Origin of the sequence: Burkholderia thailandensis E264 (assembly GCF_000012365.1) — a bacterium.
Taxonomy (GTDB): Bacteria; Pseudomonadota; Gammaproteobacteria; order Burkholderiales; family Burkholderiaceae; genus Burkholderia; species Burkholderia thailandensis.
In genome coordinates, this window is record NC_007650.1 from 845192 (window position 1) to 865351 (window position 20160).

A 20160-nucleotide genomic window follows, 5' to 3' on the forward strand; every position below is an offset into this window, starting at 1 on the left:
TTTTCTGTCCGCTCGCGCGTGCCCTCTACATCTCGGGGTGTCGCAAGTGCCATTCCGTCGACGCTTGATACGCATCCGCCACGCACGCGAGCAGGGCTTCGGAAAAGTGCGTGCCGATCATCTGAAACACGAGCGGCAATCCGTTCGCGGACATGCCGCACGGCAGAACGATCGATGGAATGCCCGCCATGTTGAACGGGCATGTAAACCGATGGAGATCCGCAATCAAATCGTCGTCGACCTTCGACATCCGCTCGATCGTCGGCACGCCGTCGGCGAGCACCGGCAAGGCCACGATGTCGACGACGTCGAACACGGCCGCGAGCTTGCCCCGAAAAACCTGACGTCGCAGAAGCAACCGCTGAAGCTCCGTTCCGGACAGTGCGCGCCCCTGCTCGATCAGCGCGGCGAGGCTCGCACCGTATTCGTTCTTGCGTGACGGATACGTGGCCTCGTGCGCAAGCGCCGTTTGCACGGCGCAGACCGGAAACCAATCCCAGATCATGTCGCTCACGTCCGGCAATGTCACGGCGACGATTTCCGCGCCGAGTTCGCGAAGCACCGCGATGGCGGTCGATATCGCGCGCTCGGCCGCGTCGCCGAGGCGAGCGCCGAGCCACGAATCGTCCACGCCGAGCCGGACGCCTTTCAGCTCGCGAGTCAGCGCGCTCGGGAAATCGGGAACGGGCAGTCGGGATGTCGTCGGATCGGCAGGGTCCGCGCCCGCGATCGCTTCGAGGACTGCCGTCGCGTCGGCGGCGGAGCGTGCAATGACGCCGACATGGTCGAGCGTCGCGGCGAGTTCGAACGTCCGGTGGCGGGAGACGCGGCCCCACGTGGGCTTGATGCCGGTGACGCCGTTGGCTGCCGCCGGCAGCCGAATCGATCCACCGGTTTCCGACGCGAGCGCGGCGTAACAGAGTCCCGCGCAGATGGCGACGGCGCTGCCGCTGGACGACGCGCCGGGCCAGTACGCGTCATGCCACGGATTGCGCGGAGCCGCGAACGGTGTGCGGTGCTCGGCATACGCGCCCTCGGTCATCGACAGCTTGCCGAGCATCACCGCGCCGGCGCTGCGCAAGCGCCGGACGACCGTGGCGTCTTCATCGGCGACGGCGTTCGCGCGAATGCCCATGCCGGCCGTGGTCGGGATGCCCTTGATGTCGAAAATGTCTTTGACGGCGACGGGTACGCCGTGCAGCGGCCCCCGATCGGTTCCGCGCGCGATTTCCTGCTCGGCGCGTCGAGCGTCGGCGAGCGCGGATTCCGCCGTGATACGGATGTACGCGTTCAGATGCGGATCGAGTCGCGCGATGCGTGCGAGTATCGCTTGCGTCAACTCCACCGGTGACAGGCGTCGTTGCCGCAATTGCGACGATACATCCAGCAGGCTGAGATACTCGAAATTCTCACGCATGGTCGGGCGCGCTCGATCGCGCAAAAAAAGACGAGGCCAGGAACGGCAACCGGTTGCCGCCGACGCGGCGCGTATCCGTCGGCCCGGGACGCCGAACGGCCGGGACGGTTTGCCGCATGCAATGCCATCATCTCTCGATTCGACGGTCGAACGGCACGACGACGGGACCGCGACGGCACGACGTCGAGATTCGATCGATGGCGATTGCAACAATCGTCGCTATTGGATGATCTGCAACGCGTCGCCGCCGCATCGTCGCCGGCAACGATGCGGCGGCGCCTTCGGCTCGCGGCGAGGTGGGGGCGCCTGATTCGCGGCGAACGGCGCGCCGCCGTGGAAACCGTCGCGGGTTGCCGCATCGCAACTGGAAAGCCGGGACGGCACGGACGCTGTCGCGGCGAACGTCCTTCGATTCCGGCGGGTCCTACTTGCGAAAAACGATCGGCGCCGGCGAATTCGCTTCGCCGGCGCGCGAATCTTCGGCGCTCATCGCATCCGGAACGGCTGCATGCGCTGAACTGCCGAATGCCGCCCGGATGCGGACGATCCGCCTGCGCGATCAGAGCAGCAGTTGGCGAATCGTCGCGTCGGTCACGGAGACGTTGCCTTCCGGGTCGTTCGGGACGCCGTAGCTGTACGCCGAGTATCCCGACTGGGAGCCCACGGGAATCACCGCGTTCAGATGGAAGATGATCGGAAGTTGCGGGCCGATCCCCCAGTGCGGATTCCAGTGCAGGTTCGGATAGCCGACCAGGTTGACCTGCAGGGTCTTGACCGGGAAATTCGGGTCGCGTTGCTTCTTGGCCGGCGGGAAATAGCCGAAGTCGCCGTGGATGATGAGATCGACGAATTCCGACGTGACCTTGGGAGGCTTGTTCTTGCCCCAGGCGATGCGGCCGAAGCCGGTGATGCGATGGTTTTGATCGTCGAAATGCACCTTGAGCTCGACGGTCGGCGCCGAGACCGACGACGGGGTCACCTCTCCGCCCGTCACGCTGTAGACGTTGTGAAGGACGTGCAGCAGGACGTCTTCTTCGGTGGTGGTAGCCATGATGCGAACTCCTATCTTGAGGGGGATGACGACTGTCGTGCCGGTTCAGCGGCTTCAGTCGCGCCGGGTGTCGGCCCGTTGCGCACGGGCCATGCTCGAGTTCGTGAAACGGGAATCGCCGTGATGAGACGAATGTCGATCGACATCGCGTTTTGCAATTTGATTTTCTGTTTCAGCGGTTGGGTCTCGTGTTTACGAGAGACGCGCATCTGCTGCCGGCTTTATGCTTGCGGGAACCATCGTAGGTGGGAAAGGGGCGGGGGAAAACTACAAGTTCTGGTAGCCCGATGCGAAAGGACCGGGACGCAGTCGGAAGCGCCTCCTAAATAAGGCGCACGAAGAGAAACGTGCCTGACGGCCGATTCATGACGGCCGGCGCCTGGCGCATCGCTGACGGCCGCGTCGGATTGCCGAGCGAATGGCGGCGGGGCTCAAAGCCACGAGCCGTATCGGACCGAGCGCAACGGCCATGGCGATCGTGCGTTCGGTTCGGCGCGGCGCTCTCGTCTCGAGAGATCATGCGCGGCGTTGCCGATGAAGCGGCGCTGCTTCCTGCATCGGTGACGTACGAAGCCGCCCACGGACTTACGGCGCATCGCATCGCATCGTTCGAGCGGTAACGGGCAACGAATCGGCGGCGGCCATGCGTCGTGAACGGCATTTCGTTACCGCTCGCCCCGGCTGCATTTCGCCAGGCCATCCGCAACGGCGGCGCCGCGAGGCGCCGCCGTCATCCTTCACGGCTGCTGAAGCCGAATATCGCGCGAAGACGCTCCCACGTAAATGCGTCCGCCTTTCGCGAGCGTCCATCCATTCCGATGCGTATCCCACACGCGCCGCATCTCGGCGGGAATCACGATGCGCACGCGTCGCGCTTCGCCTGCGCGCAGGCCCACCTTGTCCCATCCGACGAGGCGCTTCGGCGGCTCCTGCGGGTCGTCGAGATCGCCGAGATAGACTTGCGGCACTTCGGCTCCGGCGACCGGGCCGTCGTTGGTCAGCGTGAACGATACCGTCGTCGTCGCATCCGCGCGCTGCTTCACTTCCAGCCTGGAGTACGAGAAGTGCGTGTACGACAGGCCGTGGCCGAACGGGAACATCGGCGCGATGCGATTCGCGTCGTACCAGCGATAGCCGATCTTCAGTTTTTCCGAATAGACGGGGTTCGGCGAGAGCGTGCCGTCGGCGCCCCAGGTCGGCGTATCCTCGTCTCGCGCCGGGAACGTGACGGGCAGTTTGCCTGAAGGATTGACCTTGCCGAACAGCACGTTGGCGATCGCGTTTCCGCCGCCTTCGCCGGGGAACCAGGCCTGAACGATCGCGCTTACCTGGTCGCGCCACGGCATGAGCACCGGATTGCCGCTCTCGACAACGACGATCACGCGCGGATTGGCCTGCGCAACCGCCTGGACGAGCGCGTCCTGGTTCGTCGGATTCGCGAGCGCGAGGCTGCGCAACTCGCCGAAATCCTCGCCCGCCGCCTGCGTGACGAAGACGATCGCCACGTCCGAGCGTCGCGCCAGATCGACGGCCGCATCGATTTGCTGCTGCGTATACGCGGCGAACGGCGACTGCTGGTCGCTGTTCCCGGCAAAAGCGACCGCAGCGCCCGGCGCGAGATTGCGGATCGCCTGGACGATAGGCACGTCGAGTTTCAGCCACGGATTCGGCCACCAGTTGCAGCCCGTCGTTGTCGGGAACGTCAGGCCGCCGCATCCGGCGAACGCGCCGGTGACGGGATGCCGGGTATTGCCCGATCCGCCGCCCGTCAGCACGGCCGCGTCGGCATGGCCGCCGATCACCGCGATTCGCCTCAGGCTCGCCGAGTCCAGTGGAAGTTGGCGATCCTGATTCTTCAGGAGCACGATCGATTGTTCCGCCGCATACTGGGCGAATCGATTGGCCGCGGCGAAATCGATCGTGCCGCCGCCGCGCGGCGGATCGTCCATGACGCCCGTGCGGATCATCGCGTAGAGCTTGCGCCGGGCCATGTCGTCGAGACGCGCCGGCGTGATCTCGCGATTCGCGAGCGCCTGCTTGACGAGATCGGGCGTGAGGAACACGGTCGGCCCGACGTCTTCCTCTTCGTCGAGCCCCGCGTTGATCGCCTTCGCGGTGCTGTGCGCGGCGCCCCAGTCCGACTGCACCTGCCCCTGAAAACGCCATTCGTTCTTGAGCACGTCGGTGAGCACGTGCGTGTTCTCGCATGCGTAGTCGCCATTGACGCGGTTGTAACTGCACATCACGTTGCCGGGCCGCGCGGTCTGCATCGCGATCTCGAACGGCAGCAGATAGAGCTCGCGCAGCGTGCGCTCGTCGATCTGGTCGTTGCCGCCCATCCGGTTCGTTTCCTGCTCGTTGCCGACGTAGTGCTTGATCGTCGCGATCACCTTGCGGTCCTGCGTGCCGCGCGTGCGCGCCGCGAGCATCTCGCCGGCGAGAACGGGATCTTCGCCGAGATATTCGAACAGACGCCCGCCGCGCGGCTCGCGCGCGAGGTTGGTGCCGCCGCCCAGGCCCATCGCGAATCCTTGCGCGCGCAACTGATCGGCGATCACCGCGCCGAATGCGTACGAAAGGCGTTTGTCCCAACTCGCCGCAAGCCCGATCGTCGCGGGAAACGTCGTGCTCGGCTGCGACGTGCTGCCCGAGCCCGTCGCCGAATCCACCATGTTCAGATCGGGGATGCGAAGCCGCGGAATACCCTGGATGAAGCCCGCGCCGCCGCCCGGCACATCGCTCATTTGGTACTTCGAATGAATCAGCTGCAGCTTTTCGTCGAGCGTCATCTGGCGAACCAGCATGTCTGCGCGGCGAAGCGCGGAATCGTCCTGGAAGGCGAAGTCCTTCGACGGCGCGCCGTTTTCGGCCGCATGCGAGAACACGCACAGCGAGGCGGAGAGAAGGGCGGCGGAAAGGCGTTTTGCGTGCATGGGTCTGTCTCCGTGAATGCTTGTTTCGTTTTGGCGCTTGATGCGGCGCGAAGCACGGCACGAGCGCGGGCCCGCGACAGAGGTCGCGTCGTCAAGCGTGTGACGGATGAAACTCGATCATGCGTCGCGAACCTGCCGGGCACGGCCTGCGATGAATCCGGCGTGAATGGCGGTCGCGTGGAGATGTAGCAAAACTTCAGGGTTAGTGATAGCGCATAAGTAGACTGGCTACAAGTAAACTTTTGAACGATTTGGTTATCGATCGATGCCGTTTTCGATTCGTGGAGACTGGCCCGCGTGCGCGTAATCGATCGGAGGCCGGCCGCGCGGCTTCATGACGGGCGGTACGTTGCCGGATGATGTTTTGGTCGCCGAATCAATCGGCGAACGATCGATGCGATGTGCGGCCGATGGAATGGCGGCGACGATCGTTCGCCGCGTTTTCAGTGCATTGCCCGAGCGGCAATGCGGCGAACGCTACGCCTGCCGCTGATAACCGAGCGTCGCGCTCGTTGCGTCGGCTTCCCGGCGCAGCGCGGTCGCGACGTCTCCTTCGAGCGATGCGTCGAACGAGCCGGTCGCGCCGAGCACCGTCAACGCCGCGCACACATGTCCGGTGTAGTCGCGCAGCGGCGCCGACACCGCGCTGATGCCCTTCAGATTCGTATCGCGCACCGTTGCGCAGCCGGCCGCGCGCACTGCGCGGCGCAGCGCGCCGATCGGATCGCGCGCGTCGAGCTGCGCGCGCAACTCGGCCGGCGCGGCCGCGAGTTCCGCCTGAGCCATAGCATCGATCGTCGAGCCGTCGAGCAGGCCGAGAAACAGCCGCCCCGTCGCGGACCCGAGCAGCGACAGCACCGAGCCCGCGCGCACGTTGACGATCACGGGCAGCCCCGGTTCCTCGATGCGCAGGATCGTCGGCCCGCGATTGCCCATCACCGCGACGAAGCACGTCAGCGCGAGCGCCTCGCGCAGCCGGGCGAGCGCGGGCTCCGCTGCGCGGATCGGCTCGGCCTGGCGCATTGCGGCGACGCCGATCAGCAGCGCCTCGGTGCCGAGGTAGTACTGCTGCGTGCCGCGGTCCTGCGATACAAAGCCTTCCTCGATCAGGCTCGCCAGATAGCGATGCACTTTCGCGGGACTTTCTTCGACGTGCGCGGCGAGCGCCGTCAGCGTCGCCCGCCCGCCGAGCCGGGCCAGCCCCTTGAGCACCGCCATGCCGGTCGCGGCCGCCTGCACGCGCTGCCGGCGTTCGCGCGACGCGGACGGATCGGCGGCGGACGCGGTCGCATCGCGCGTGCGGGTGGCTCTCGCGGGTTTCAGGGTAGGGGCCTTTTTCGTCATCCGGGGATTGTAGTGCGAAGTGCGCGACGTCGTCGGCAGGCGCATCGCGCCCATCGCGTGACTACGATAGAAATGCGATGCAGGTTAACCCCGATCATTGATTTACGCAATGCGTACTAGAGTTACGCAAAACGTAATTCGACCACTGGAGGACTGCCATGACGCATTCCGCGTCCACGCCGCCGGCCTCGCCCGCCGCACAGTGTCCGTTGCATCCCGTTTCAGACGATGCCGCCGCGCATCCGGCCGGTTGTCCGGCGAGCGCCGGGGCGGCGGCGTTCGATCCGTTCGACGACGCCTATCAGCAGGACCCGCCCGAGTACGTACGCTGGGCGCGCGAGCAGGAACCCGTGTTCTACAGCCCGAAGCTCGGCTATTGGATCGTCACGCGCTACGACGACATCAAGGCGATCTTTCGCGATAACCGGACGTTCAGCCCGTCGATCGCGCTCGAGAAGATCACGCCGACGGGGCCCGACGCGAACGCGGTGCTCGCGTCGTACGGCTATGCGATGAACCGCACGCTCGTCAACGAGGACGAGCCCGCGCACATGGCGCGGCGGCGTCTGCTGATCGAGCCGTTCACGCCCGATGCGTTGCGCGCGCATGAGCCGATGGTGCGGCGGCTCGCGCGCGAATACGTCGACCGCTTCGTCGACGACGGACGCGCGGACCTCGTCGACCAGATGCTGTGGGAAGTGCCACTTACGGTCGCGCTGCATTTCCTCGGCGTACCCGAAGAGGACATGGACACGCTGCGCAAGTACTCGATCGCGCACACCGTCAATACGTGGGGACGGCCGCGGCCGGACGAGCAGGTGGCGGTCGCGCACGCGGTCGGGCAGTTCTGGAGGTACGCGGGCAAGGTGCTCGAGAAGATGCGCGAGGACCCGTCGGGGCCTGGCTGGATGCAGTTCGGCATCCGCATGCAGCGCGAGCATCCGGATATCGTCACCGATTCATATCTGCATTCGATGATGATGGCGGGCATCGTCGCCGCGCACGAGACCACCGCGAACGCGACCGCGAATGCGCTCAAGCTGTTGCTCCAGCATCCGCGCGCGTGGCGAGAGCTGTGCGACGACCCTTCGCTGATCCCGAACGCGGTCGACGAGTGCCTGCGCCACAACGGGTCGATCGCCGCATGGCGGCGGATCGCGACGTGCGACGCGACGGTCGGCGGCGTTGCGATTCCCGCCGGCGCGAAGCTGCTGATCGTCACGTCGTCGGCGAATCGCGACGAGCGCCGCTTCGCCGATGCGGACCTGTTCGACATCCACCGCGACGATTGCGCCGAGCACCTGACGTTCGGTTACGGCGCGCATCAATGCATGGGCAAGCATCTCGCGCGGATGGAGATGCAGATCTTCATCGACGAGCTGACGCGCCGCCTGCCGCACATGCGGCTCGCCGAGCAGCGCTTCACGTACGTGCCGAACACGTCGTTTCGCGGTCCGGAGCATCTGTGGGTCGAGTGGGACCCGGCCGCGAATCCCGAGCGGCGTCGCGCGGATGCGCGGCGGCCGGCGCTCGCCGTGCGGATCGGCGAATCGAACGCGCGCGGCGCGGGGCGCGCATTGCGCGTCGACAGCATGACGCCCGTGGCCGAGCGCGTGCTGCGCGTGCGCCTCGTCGCGCCGGGCGGCGAACCGCTGCCGCGCTGGAGCGCGGGCGCGCACATCGACATCGAATGCGGCGACACGGGCCTTTCCCGGCAGTATTCGCTGTGCGGCGACCCGGCCGAGCGCGGCGCGTACGAGATCGCGGTGCTGCGCGAGCCGGCGAGCCGCGGCGGTTCCGCGTGGATGCACGAGCGGCTGCGGCCCGGCATGCGCGTGAAGATTCGCGGGCCGCGCAATCATTTTCGGCTCGACGCACACGCGAGCCGCGCGATCCTGATCGCGGGCGGCATCGGCATCACGCCGATCGGCGCGATCGCACGGCAAGCGCGCGCGGGCGGCATCGACTACACGCTGCATTACTGCGGCCGCAGTCGCCGGACGATGGCGTTCGTCGACGAACTCGCCGCGCTTCACGGCGAGCGGCTTCGCCTGCACGTGTCGGATGAAGGCACGCGCGCCGATTTCTCGGCGCTCGACGTCGCGCCCGGCACGCAGGTCTACGCGTGCGGACCCGCGCGCATGCTCGACGCGCTCGCCGCGCGCGCCGCGCATTGGCCGGCGCACGCGCTGCGCGTCGAGCATTTCGCGGCCGCCGCGCCGCGCGTCGATCCGGCCGCCGAGCAACCGTTCGAAGTCGAACTGAAGGATTCGGGGCTCACGCTGACTGTGCCCGCGAACCGGACGCTGCTGGCGACGCTGCGCGCCGCGAACGTCGACTTGCAGAGCGATTGCGAGGAAGGGCTCTGCGGCTCGTGCGAGGTGCGCGTGCTCGCGGGCGAGATCGATCACCGCGACAGCGTGCTGAGCGCGGGCGAGCGCGCGGCGAATACGCGCATGATGGCATGCTGCTCGCGCGCGAAGCGCGGGCGGATCGTGCTCGAGCTGTAGCGCAGGTTCCATGCCCCGACGCAGGGCGAACGACGATGGCGACATGACAAGGAGACGACGAATGACGACGCGAGTGGACGTGCGCGAGATGCTCGACAACAGCCGCTTCGGCGCGCATCAATGGGCGATCGTCGCGCTATGCGCGGCGTGCCTCGTGATGGACGGATTCGACGTGCAGGCGATGGGCTACGTCGCGCCCGTCGTGATCCGCGAATGGGGGACCGCGAAGGAGACGCTGTCGCCCGTGTTCGGCGCCGGATTGTTCGGCATGCTGATCGGCTCGCTCGTGTTCAGCGCGCTCGCCGACAGGATCGGCCGGCGTCCGGTGCTGATCGGCGCGACGCTGTTCTTCTCCGTCTGCATGATCGCGACGGGCTTCGCTCAATCGATCCCGCAACTGATCGGCTGGCGCTTCGCGGCGGGGCTCGGGCTCGGCTGCATCATGCCGAACGCGATGGCGCTCGCCGGCGAATACAGCCCGCGGCGCATCCGCGTGTCGTTGATGATGATCGTGTCGTGCGGCTTCACGGTCGGCGGCGTGGCCGGCGGGCTCATCACCGCGGCGCTGATTCCGCACGCAGGCTGGCGAGCCGTGTTCTTCGTCGGCGGCGCGATTCCGCTCGCGATCGGCGTGCTGATGTGTGTCGCGCTGCCGGAATCGATCCAGTTCCTGCTGTCGCGCGACGGGGATTCGGCGCGCGTGCGCGGGCAACTCGCGCGGATCGTGCCGGCAGCGTCGTTGCCGCGCGGCGCGACGCTCGTCGGCGCCGAACCGAAGGGCGCGGGCGCGCCGTTCGTCGCGCTGTTCCAGGACGGGCGCGCGCGCGTCACGCTGCTGCTGTGGCTCGTCAATTTCGCGAACCTGCTCGACATGTATTTTCTGTCGAACTGGCTGCCGACGGTGATGCGCGACGCCGGTTATCCGATGTCGACCGCCGTGCTCGCCGGCACCGCGCTGTGGGCGGGCGGCGTGGCCGGCACGCTCGCGCTCGGCCGCATCATCGACCGGATCGGGTTCGCGACCGTGCTCGCGACGACGTTCCTGCTCGCGATCATCGCGATCGCCGCGATCGGGCATCCACTCGTGCTCGCGTCGCTCGCCGCCGTGTTCGCGGCGATTTTCATGACCGGTTTCTCGATCATCGGCGGACAGCCCGCGCTCAATGCGCTCGCTGCGGTCTACTATCCGACGCCGCTGCGCTCGACGGGCATCGGCTGGAGTCTCGGCTTCGGCCGGATCGGTTCCGTCATCGGGCCGGTGCTCGGCGGCGCGCTGATGCACCTGCAATGGTCGTCGTCATCGCTGTTTCTCGCGGCGGCGGTGCCGGCGTGCGTGTCGATGGCGGGGATCGTCGCGATCGCGCGTTCGGGTTTCGCCGGCGCGGGCGATGCGATCGGCGCGCGCCGCGCCGCCGCCGCGGGCGAGTGATGCTGGCGGCCCACGCGGACGGTCGGCTCGGAGCCGGCGGCGCGCGGCGCTTGCAACGTGCGCCGCGCATCGAATCACTGCGTCGCGGCCTGGCCAAAGCGGCTCGCACATCCTAAGTTAAGAATACGCATCGACGCACGATACGCGGTCCGCGTTCACTCGCGCGAGACGAGCAAGCGTGTCGGACATCGGCAACCCGTTCCGGCGCGATCGGCGACGGCCCGCCTTGCTTTGCTTTGCTTCGTTTCGTTTCGCTGCGCGTCGTTTCGGCCGGCTGGTTTTCCGTTCGCACGTCAACGGAGCCGGCCATTCACGCGGCGCTGTCTGCGACGAAGCGATCGCAGGCGGTCGTTCCGGATGCAATGCCGAGCCGGATTGGCGCGGCGATGTGCACGCGCATGCGCGATCGGATGCGTGACGCACGACGTGCGGCGGCGATGAGTCTGTTCGGAAGCGCGTCACATGCATTTCACGACATTCACGAATTTCACGAGTCGAGGAGAACAGCGATGGCCTTCAAGATTCTCAGTTGCGACGGCGGGGGCATCAGGGGATTGATCACAGCCTTGCTCATCCAGGATCTCGATCGGCACAGCGGGATCATCGCGAAGGCGGACGGCTTCGCCGGCACGTCGACGGGCGGCCTGCTCGCGCTCGCATTGGCGCGCGGCGTGCCGATTTCGGAAGTCGTCGACGTGTACCGGAACCGCGGTGCGGAGATCTTCCAGGAAAACGGCCTGTGGCTCGATCAGAAGGCGGCGATCGCGACGGGCGCCGAGAGCTTCGCCGCACTGGCCGGGCCTGGGTACGTGGCCTGCCAGTACGTGAACACGGGGCTCAAGCGCATCGCGCAGGAACTGCTGCGCGGCGGCGACCTGACCGAGTTGGGCCGGCTGATCGTCATCAATTCGTCGCGGATGTGGGACCCGGCGATGCGCAGTTGGTCGGCGTGCACGTTCTCGAACGCGAGCGGCAATGCATATCGTCATGTCGCGCTTGTCGACGCGGCACTCGCGACATCGGCCGCGCCTTCGTATTTCCCGCCGTATGAAGTGCCGCGCCTCGGCTACTTCGCGGACGGCGGGTTGTTCGCGAACAATCCGTCGATGACCGCTGTCGCCGAGGCGCTCGCGAGCCGTCTCGGCGGCGCGCTCGGCAATTTGCGGGTGCTGTCGCTCGGCACCGGCATCAGTCAGGACGGCATACAAACGAGCGCGGTCGGCGATCCGCTCCGATGGGGCGTGACGACATGGTTTTGGCCATGGGAGAGCCACGGCGTGCCGGCATCGGCGCTGCTCGGGATGACGCTCGATACGACCGCGATGCTCGCGACGCAGCAGGCGACCCAGTTGCTCGGCGGATACTACCGGCGCGCGAATTTCGTGCTCGGCGAGACGGTCGGGATCGACGACTGGCGCAAGGCGTCGTTGCTGGAGAGCGAGACGGTTGCATACATGAACACGCCGGAGTGGGAGGGCGTGCGCCAATGGGTCGACGCGAATTGGCGTTGACGCCGCACGCGGCATGCGCGGAACGCGGGGCGCGCCGCGCGCGGGAGGCGAGCCGGGCGGCGCGGCGTCGCCGTCAGGCGCGGCCGAGCAGCGCGGCGAGCGTTTCCGGCGACGGCAATTCGTAAGTCCTCCAGACGAGCTCGCCGCGCCGGTCAATCATCTGCACCTGCGTGCTGTGATTGTCGAGCCCGGTGCGGCCGCCGCCGAAGAATGCCTGCAAGGCGTCGACATCCTTCAGCTCGGGCGCGGCGGCGATCCAGCCGGGGCGCGCGCCGAAGCGGGCAAGCCATGCGCGCATCCGCTGCGGCGTGTCCTCCAGCGGGCTGATGCTGAGCGACAGCAACTGGATGTCCGGCTTCGGGTGCGGCCCAAGCAGCGTTTGCACGCGCCGAAAAACGACGCCCTGGATCGGACATGTCGACGAGCAGCCCGTGTAGAACAACTGCAGCGCGGTGGCGCGGCCCGCGAGCAGCGTGCGCAGGCGGGTCGCGCGGCCGTCCGCGGTGTGTAGCGGCATGTCGGGCACTGGCACGGGCGGCGTGATCAGGCCGCCGTGATAGCCGCTCTGGCCGGCCGGCGGCTGCGCGCGCGCGGACGTCGCGAGTGCGGGCAGCGCCGCGCCGAGCGCGGCGGCGAGCAGCGCGCGCCGCCGCATGCCAGCCTTACCGGCGAACATGCGGCACCTCGTTCAGAAAGGCCCAAAGTGCTGCGCAGTCGCGCTCGCTCACGCGATAGCGCGGCATCTCGACATTGATCATCACGTAGGTCGGATCGAGCCCGGTGCGCAACAGCGCGCAGAACGCGTCGCGATCGTAGCGGCTCGGCGGGCCGCCGCGCCGGCTCTGCAGATCGGCGAGCCATGTGCGCGTCAGACGCGGCGCGATCGAATTCGCCGCCGCGGCGCTCGCGCCCGCCGCGTGACAATTCGCGCAACGCACGACCGTTGCGGGCAGGTCGCGGGGATGCATCGACAAACGTCCTTGCATCGGCGCGGCGCCTGCGAACAACGCACGGCCGTGCGCCGCGAGGTCGTCCGCCTGAGCCGCCTGAGCCGCCTGAACGGCTTGAGCGGCTTGAGCGGCTTGAGCGGCGCGGCCGGGCCACACGAGCGCGAGCATCAGCGCGAGCCCTGCGATCCCCGGGCGCCGCGCGCGGCGCATCCCGCATTCGCGCCGCATCGTCACGAGATCCGGATTGACGTCGACACGCTCGGCACGCCCTGCGCGTTCAGCGCGAACAGCATGTAATAGCCGGGCAAGACGACGCCGGGGTCGGCCGGAATCGCGAGCCGGTAGCTCGTTGCGCCGGACGACGTGATTGCGAGCGGGATGCGCCGCTGATCGTTGTTCGTCGTGTGCGTGACGGACGACAGGCGCATCAGCACAAACGACGTCACCGGGCCTTGCGTCGATACTGTGATCGACGTCCCGAGCTGCGCCGACGCAGGCGCATTCGTGATTGCCGGGCGCTGCGCCGGCGTGCCGTCCGTGTTGAGCAGGTACGGCGGCGTCAGAATTTCCGCGTTCAGGTGGTTCATCGCGCAGCCTGCGCCGCACTGGCCGCCGCCGCCTGCGAACACGCGGCCGTCCGGCAGCAGGATCGCCGTGCTGTGATAGGTGCGCGGCGTCTGCATCGGCTTGAGCAGGTTGAAGCGTTGCGTTGCCGGGTCCCAGATTTCGGGGACCATGATTGCGGACGTGTCGGTGAACGGCATCGGCACGCTCTGGCCGCCGATCATCACGATGCTGCCGTTCGGCAGGATCACGCTGTTCGCGAACGCGCGTTGATAAGTCATGCCGTTCAGGCGCTGTACCGCAGCCGGCTGATTCGGCCCGCGCGTGATGTCGATCTGGTAGACCGAATTCGACGCGTAGGTCGTGACGCCGCCGTTCTGCTGATACGATTTCGCGCCGCCCGCCTTCAGGATCTTGCCGACGTCGTACAGCGACGCGGTGCCGTTGATGCTGAACGGATCGACCCCGCGCATGCCCGCCGACCGGATCGCGCCGCCGCCTTCGGTCGAGATCCAGTTCATCTGCGAGCTCGGCCCCGCATGGAACACGGTGCCGCCGGCCTGCGCGAACAGCCACAGATGGTTGTCGCCGCGATAGATTCCTTGCGGATCGGGGCCGACGATGTTCGTCTCGGGCACGCCGGGCAGCACCGTCCACGCGCCGCCGTTCATCCACACCTCGGCGTTCTTGCCGCCCTGGCCGCCGCTCCACGAGCCGCCTAGCGTCAGCACCGAGCCGTTCGACAGCAGCGTGTCGCCCTGATAGCCGCGCGCAATGTTCATTGCCGCCGCCGCGCTCCACGTGTTGGTCGCCCAGTCGTACAGCGTCGTCTTCGGGCTGCTGTCGCCGCCGTTCACGAGCAGCTTGCCGTCCGGCAGCATCGCTGTGCCGGTGCAGAACATGTCCGAGCCCGCGGACGTTTCGATATGTGGCGTCGCCGTGTTCGTCGCCGGATCGAACACCGCGGTCTGCGTCTGCGTTGCCTTGCCGCCGACGTCGTTCTGGAAGCTGAACTGCTGATCCGCGGACCACATCACGAGCTTGCCGTTCGGCGTGTTCGCGATGCCGATTGGATTGACGGGCAGAGGAATCACCGGGCTCCATGCGGACGGCAGCGTGACCGGGAACGACTGCGGCAGGCCGAGCGAGAACTGGTCGTTGAGCGCGTTCGCGTCCTGGCACGGATACTGGATCAACGGCGCGCCCGGCGATAGCGAGCCGCCGCTCACGTTCAGGCACATGCCGCTCGACACCGAAATCAGCCGGTACTTCGATCCGACGGGCGCGACCGTCCATTGATCGTTGGTCTGCGCGTCGCCCTGGCACGGATACTGGATGACGGGCGCTGCGCTCGTCTTGTATCCGCCATACACGTTCAGGCACTGTCCGGTGGCTTGCGACACGACGTGATAGCCGCTGCCGGCGGGCAGCAGCGACCAGTTCGTGCCGCCCTGATTCGAGCACGTCCCCTGGACGATCGATGCGCCGGCGGCCGTCGAGCCGCCATTGACGCTCAAGCAGAGATTGCTGTTCGCCGCCGCGACGTTGGTGAACGCAACGACAGGCAGGTACAGGTTGAACTGATCGTTGAGCGCGCTCGCGCTCTGGCACGGATACTGGATCAGCGCCGCGCCGCTCGCGCGCGATCCGCCGCTCACGTTCACGCACATGCCGCTCGACGCGGACACGATCCGGTAGCTCGACCCGAGCGCGACGATCGTCCATTGATCGTTGGTCAGGCTGCTGTCCTGGCACGCATACTGGATCAGTTGCGTGCCGCTGTTCGGCGAGCCGCCGGGCACGTTCAAGCACAGGCCGCTGCCCTGCAGCACGATGTGATAGCGGTTGCCGACGGGAACGAACGACCATGTCGTGTTGCTCAGGCCCGCGCACGACATCAGCACGATACCCGCGCCCGATGCGCTCGAGTTGCCGGCCGTCGACACGCACAGCCCGCTGTCCGAGCCCACGATGTCCGAATAGGATGCCGTGACGGCCGCCGCCGCGCCTTGCGGCAGCAACATGCCGGCGATCAACAGGCAAAACCCATATTGCGCGTGCCGCCACGCGAATCGAAAGAAATGCATCTGCGCCTCGTCGTCCGTATTTCCCGCGCCGTATTAAAAGCGGCCGATTTCAATTCGACTGTTCGGCGCATCACCGAATCACGAACGGAATGGCGTGAGATGTGCGACGCGCGTCGATCGCGATGCGAGCATGCGGTCAGCGTCGGAGGGGCGCGGCCCCGGCGCGCGAATCGATCATGAATGGCTGACGGCAAGGACTGTTCCGGTCTTCAATGAAAAGCTGAATGCCGAAACGGACGCGTTAAATAGCCGTTTAATGAACCGAATGAAACCGGGACCAAACATGCCGAATATTCCGGATGCCTGAAAATGGGCAATCCGCACGCGGCGTTTCTGCGTTTCTCGTGTTTGCCGCGTTTTCCCTAGTGCGCCGAATCGCTCGCGCTGCCGACATCCAAGAAAAAAGAGAGATCGGAATGAGGGCACCATGAGCGAACGAGCGAGAGCGAGCAGTCCTTCGATATCGGCACGCAGCAACGAGTTCGCCGGGGATGACGACGCACGGCCGGCGCGCGCGGCGGGCGACGCGTCCGGCGACGTGCCGGTCGTGCTGCTCGTCGACGATGAGCCGGACGTGCTGTCGTCGCTCAAGCGCACGTTTCGTCCGAAGCGTTACCGGATGCTATGCGCCAATAGCGGCGAGGCCGCGCTCGACCTGCTGGCCGCGAGCGAAGTCGACCTGATCGTGTCCGATCTGCGGATGCCGCAAATGAGCGGCGCCGAATTTCTCGCGCGCGCGAGCGAGCGGCATCCCGACGCGATGCGCATTCTGCTGACCGGCTATTCGGAAATCGATTCGGCCGCACGCGCGATCAACGAAGCCGGCATCTATCGCTATCTGACCAAGCCCTGGGACGATCACGATCTGCTGCTGACCGTCGAGCAGGCGCTTGAGCAGCAGCGCCTGCGTCGCGAGGCCGCGAGGCTCCACGCGCTCACGCGCGCGCAGAACGAAACGCTGCGCGCGTTCAACGCGGGGCTCGAGGTTCAGGTGCGGGCGCGCGTCGAGGAAATCCGCCAGACGATGCTGCTTCTCGAGGACGCGCAGCGCGACCTGACGCACGATTTCGCCGCGATGGTTCAGGTGTGCGCGAACATGATCGAGCTGCGCTGCGGCGCGCCCGGCGGCGAATCGCAGCGCGTCGGCGAGGCGGCGCGCAATCTGGCGCTCGCGCTCGGCATGAGCGGCTGGCAGGCGCAGGAACTGTTCCTCGCGGGGCTGCTGCACGGCATCGGCAAGCTGTCGCTGCCGGACGAACTGTTGCACAAGCCTATCGACCGCATGACGCCGGACGAAAGCCGGCTCTATTTCCAGCATCCGCTGCGCGCGCAGATGGTGCTCACGCCGGTTCAGCGGCTCAGTCGCGTCGCGCACGTGATCCATCATCAATACGAGCGGTTCGACGGGCGCGGCACGCCCGACGGACTCGCCGCCAACGCGATTGCACTCGGCTCGCGCATTCTCGCCGTCGCGCGCGACTTCGACGCGCTATGCAGCGGCAGCATGTTCAAGCGGCCGTACACCGTGCAGCAGGCGACGGCGGTGCTCGTCTCGCAGGCGGGCCGGCGCTACGACCCGCGCGTCGTCGACCGGTTCGTCGCTACGTCGAAGGAATCGGCGGCGCTCGACCGGCGCGCGAGCGTATCGCGCATCAACGCTTCGCAACTCGCGCAAGGCATGCGGCTGGCCCACGATCTGCGCAACAGCTGCGGCATCCTGCTGATGACGAAAGGCAGCGTCGTGTCGTCGCATCAGGCCGCGCAGGTGCGCCGCTTCGAGGCGAACGAAGCCGCGCCGTTCGTCATTTTCGTCGATGCGGCGGGCGGCGAGCCGCCACCGTGCCACAGACTCGATTGACGCACCACGGCCCGCGGCGGCGATCGGCGTCGCGCACGGCCGCGAAGACATCGGCTCGTTCGAAGCCGTCTGACGAAGGGGAGATCTGTCGTGAACTCGTTGTCCTCTGCGATTCCCGCCGTGCACTCGACGTGCGCGGACGCACGCGCCGCCGTGCGGGAAGTTCATGTGGCGCTCGCGGGCTGCGACGCCGAGCTGGTGCTGTTCTTCTGTTCGAGCCGCTTCGATCTCGATGCGCTCGCGGACGAGATGCGCGAGCGGTTTCGCGGCACGCGCGTGATCGGCTGCACGACGGCGGGCGAGATCGGTCCGGCCGGCTACCGCAACGGCAGTCTCGTCGCTGTCGCGCTGCCGCGCGCGCTGTTCACCATCGAAACCGCGCTGCTCGAGGGGCTTCAGACGTTCACGATCGCGAGCGGGCACGCGTGCACGCTCGACGCGCTGCACGATCTGGAGCGGCGCGCGCCGCGCGCGAGCGGCGCGAATCCGTTCGCGCTGTTGTTGATCGACGGATTGTCGGTGCGCGAGGAGCCTGTCACGCGCACGTTGCAGGGCGCGCTCGGCGACATTCCGCTCGTCGGCGGCTCGGCGGCCGACGATCTGCGTTTCGAGCGCACCGCGATCTTCTACGACGGACGGTTTCGCGACGACTGCGCGGCGCTGATCGTCGCGTCGACCGCGCTGCCGTTCCGCACCTTCAAGACTCAGCATTTCCGCTGCGGCGCCGAGCGGCTCGTCGTCACGCAGGCGGATGCGGAGCGCCGCACCGTCAGCGAGATCAACGGGCTGCCCGCCGCCGAGGAATACGCGCGCCTCATCGGCGCGCGCGTCGAGGATCTGAGCCCGGGGCACTTCGCGGCGGCGCCCGTCGTCGTGCTGATCGACGGCACCGATTACGTGCGCTCGATCCAGAAGCTCAATCCGGACGGCAGCCTCACGTTCTACTGCGCGATCGAGGAGGGCCTCGTGCTGCGCGTTGCGCGCGCGCTCGACCTCGTCGACAACCTTCAGGCGACCTTCGGCGATTTGCGCGATTCGTTCGGCGAGCCGCAACTCGTGCTCGCGTGGGACTGCATCCTGCGCCATCTCGAAATGATGCAGCGGGGTACGCGCGACACGGCGGCGGAACTGCTGAAGGCGAATCGCGCGGTCGGCTTCAGCACTTACGGCGAACAGTACGGCGGCGTTCACGTGAACCAGACGCTGACCGGCATCGTGTTCAGTCACGCGCCGAGGCCCGAACGTGCCTGAATCGCGTCTCGTCGACGACGCGTCGGCCGACATCCCGACCCTGAAGAAGGAGATCGTGCGGCTGAACAAGATCGTGCGGTCGCTGATGGATCGCGCGGAGCGCAGCACGATCGTCTGCGGATCGGATTTCAGTCTGTTCCAGATGGCGGTCACGCTGGAGGACCAGGTGCGGCACCGCACGCGCGAGCTGGAGGCGGCGCTGCACGAGAACCAGAAGATCATGCACGCGCTGCAGCGCACGCAGGCGCTGATGGCGCAGGAGATCGAGGAGCGCAAGCGGACGCAGGCGGAACTCGAAACCGAGCGCGAGGCGCAGCGCCACCTGATCGAGCAGCTCGCGCAGGCGCACGGGCAACTGCTGCAATCCGAGAAGCTCGCGTCGATCGGCCAGCTCGCGGCGGGCGTCGCGCACGAGATCAACAATCCGATCGGCTTCGTCGATTCGAATCTGCGCATGCTGAAGACGTGGGTGCGGCAACTGCTCGACGTGATGGCGCTGGAGGACGCGATGATCGCCGATGCCGGCGGCGATGCGCGAGCCCGTCTGCGCGCCGCGCACGAGGAAGTCGATCTCGATTATCTGCGCGGCGACATCGGAACGCTGATCGACGAATCGATCGAAGGCGCGTCGCGTGTGCGGCGGATCGTGCAGGACCTGCGCGACTTCTCGCGGGCGGGCAGCGAGGAATGGAACTTCACCGACATCCACGAGGGCCTGGAGGCGACGCTGAACGTCGTGCGCAACGAGCTGAAGTACAAGGCGGAGGTCGTCAAGGATTACGGCGAGCTGCCGGCCGTCGAATGCATGCCGTCGCAGTTGAACCAGGTCATGATGAACCTGCTGATGAACGCCGTGCAGGCGATCGTCGAGCGCGGCACCATCACGATCCGCACGCGCCGCGAAGGCGACGGCGTGACGATCGCGATCGAGGATACGGGCGTCGGCATTCCGGCGGACCGGATCGCGAAGATCTTCGATCCGTTCTATACGACGAAGCCGGTCGGCAAGGGCACCGGGCTCGGCCTGTCGGTTTCGTACGGGATCGTCGAAAAACACGGCGGCCGGATCGAGGTCGACAGCGAGCCGGGCAACGGATCGCGCTTCACGATCTGGCTGCCGATCGTTCGGCGGCGCTTGCTTCAGGACGCGTCGGCCGGATAGCTTGCGCGTTCGTTCCGGGGCCGCCGCTTCGGCCGGCGTGCGTCGATGCGTGCAGGATGCGCCGAATGCGGCGCTCGCGCCGATGTGACGTGC

General features: G+C 67.1%; 14 protein-coding genes. 7 read left to right on the forward strand and 7 right to left on the reverse strand.

What is annotated here, in order from left to right; all coding sequences use genetic code 11:
- Positions 1-25 precede the first annotated feature (25 nt).
- From BTH_RS03760 to BTH_RS03775, 4 genes are all read right to left on the reverse strand, one after another.
- Positions 26-1417 carry an amidase gene (locus tag BTH_RS03760; RefSeq protein ID WP_025404165.1) on the reverse strand — a complete coding sequence of 464 codons (1392 nt, stop codon included), beginning with the start codon at positions 1415-1417 and terminating at the stop codon, positions 26-28.
- 559 nt (positions 1418-1976) lie between these two features.
- The gene (locus BTH_RS03765) at positions 1977-2468 is read right to left on the reverse strand and encodes a hypothetical protein (RefSeq protein ID WP_009895928.1); all 492 of its coding nucleotides are present in this window, start codon (positions 2466-2468) and stop codon (positions 1977-1979) included.
- A 737-nt stretch (positions 2469-3205) separates the two neighbouring features.
- Positions 3206-5401 (reverse strand): beta-glucosidase family protein, encoded by a 2196-nt coding sequence (locus tag BTH_RS03770; RefSeq protein WP_009895931.1) that lies wholly within the window; start codon positions 5399-5401, stop codon positions 3206-3208.
- Between the two features lie 477 nt (positions 5402-5878).
- Positions 5879-6799, reverse strand: coding sequence for an IclR family transcriptional regulator (locus tag BTH_RS03775; RefSeq protein WP_009895933.1), 921 nt, complete (start codon positions 6797-6799; stop codon positions 5879-5881).
- Positions 6800-6903: 104 nt separating this feature from the next.
- Between BTH_RS03775 and BTH_RS03780 the strand changes: the two genes are divergently transcribed.
- The 4 genes from BTH_RS03780 to BTH_RS03790 all read left to right on the forward strand — a co-directional run bounded on the left by BTH_RS03780 (position 6904) and on the right by BTH_RS03790 (position 12195).
- Positions 6904-9255, forward strand: coding sequence for a cytochrome P450/oxidoreductase (locus BTH_RS03780; protein WP_009907347.1), 2352 nt, complete (start codon positions 6904-6906; stop codon positions 9253-9255).
- A gap of 61 nt (positions 9256-9316) precedes the next feature.
- Positions 9317-10684, forward strand: coding sequence for an MFS transporter (locus BTH_RS03785; protein WP_009907348.1), 1368 nt, complete (start codon positions 9317-9319; stop codon positions 10682-10684).
- A 178-nt stretch (positions 10685-10862) separates the two neighbouring features.
- Positions 10863-11102 carry a hypothetical protein gene (locus BTH_RS34270; protein WP_154660026.1) on the forward strand — a complete coding sequence of 80 codons (240 nt, stop codon included), beginning with the start codon at positions 10863-10865 and terminating at the stop codon, positions 11100-11102.
- A 91-nt stretch (positions 11103-11193) separates the two neighbouring features.
- The gene (locus BTH_RS03790; protein ID WP_009895937.1) at positions 11194-12195 is read left to right on the forward strand and encodes a patatin-like phospholipase family protein; all 1002 of its coding nucleotides are present in this window, start codon (positions 11194-11196) and stop codon (positions 12193-12195) included.
- A gap of 73 nt (positions 12196-12268) precedes the next feature.
- Here the strand turns inward: BTH_RS03790 and BTH_RS03795 are convergent, their stop codons facing one another.
- Genes BTH_RS03795 through BTH_RS03805 form a run of 3 tightly spaced genes read right to left on the reverse strand, consistent with a single transcriptional unit; the run spans position 12269 to position 15796 of the window.
- Positions 12269-12871 (reverse strand): SCO family protein, encoded by a 603-nt coding sequence (locus BTH_RS03795; protein ID WP_009907352.1) that lies wholly within the window; start codon positions 12869-12871, stop codon positions 12269-12271.
- The gene (locus tag BTH_RS03800; RefSeq protein ID WP_011401004.1) at positions 12858-13373 is read right to left on the reverse strand and encodes a hypothetical protein; all 516 of its coding nucleotides are present in this window, start codon (positions 13371-13373) and stop codon (positions 12858-12860) included. The genes BTH_RS03795 and BTH_RS03800 overlap by 14 nt, the downstream gene beginning before the upstream one ends.
- Positions 13374-13375: 2 nt before the next feature.
- A complete protein-coding gene (locus BTH_RS03805; protein WP_009907354.1) occupies positions 13376-15796 on the reverse strand; it encodes an RICIN domain-containing protein in 2421 nt (806 codons plus the stop codon).
- A 427-nt stretch (positions 15797-16223) separates the two neighbouring features.
- Between BTH_RS03805 and BTH_RS03810 the strand changes: the two genes are divergently transcribed.
- The 3 genes from BTH_RS03810 to BTH_RS03820 all read left to right on the forward strand — a co-directional run bounded on the left by BTH_RS03810 (position 16224) and on the right by BTH_RS03820 (position 20067).
- Complete coding sequence (locus tag BTH_RS03810; protein WP_011401005.1) at positions 16224-17654, forward strand: HD domain-containing phosphohydrolase; 1431 nt, start codon at positions 16224-16226, stop codon at positions 17652-17654.
- A 90-nt stretch (positions 17655-17744) separates the two neighbouring features.
- Complete coding sequence (gene nosP, locus BTH_RS03815; RefSeq protein ID WP_011401006.1) at positions 17745-18905, forward strand: nitric oxide-sensing protein NosP; 1161 nt, start codon at positions 17745-17747, stop codon at positions 18903-18905.
- Complete coding sequence (locus tag BTH_RS03820; RefSeq protein WP_009895958.1) at positions 18898-20067, forward strand: histidine kinase; 1170 nt, start codon at positions 18898-18900, stop codon at positions 20065-20067. Before nosP ends, BTH_RS03820 begins: the two co-directional genes overlap by 8 nt.
- Positions 20068-20160: the final 93 nt, after the last annotated feature.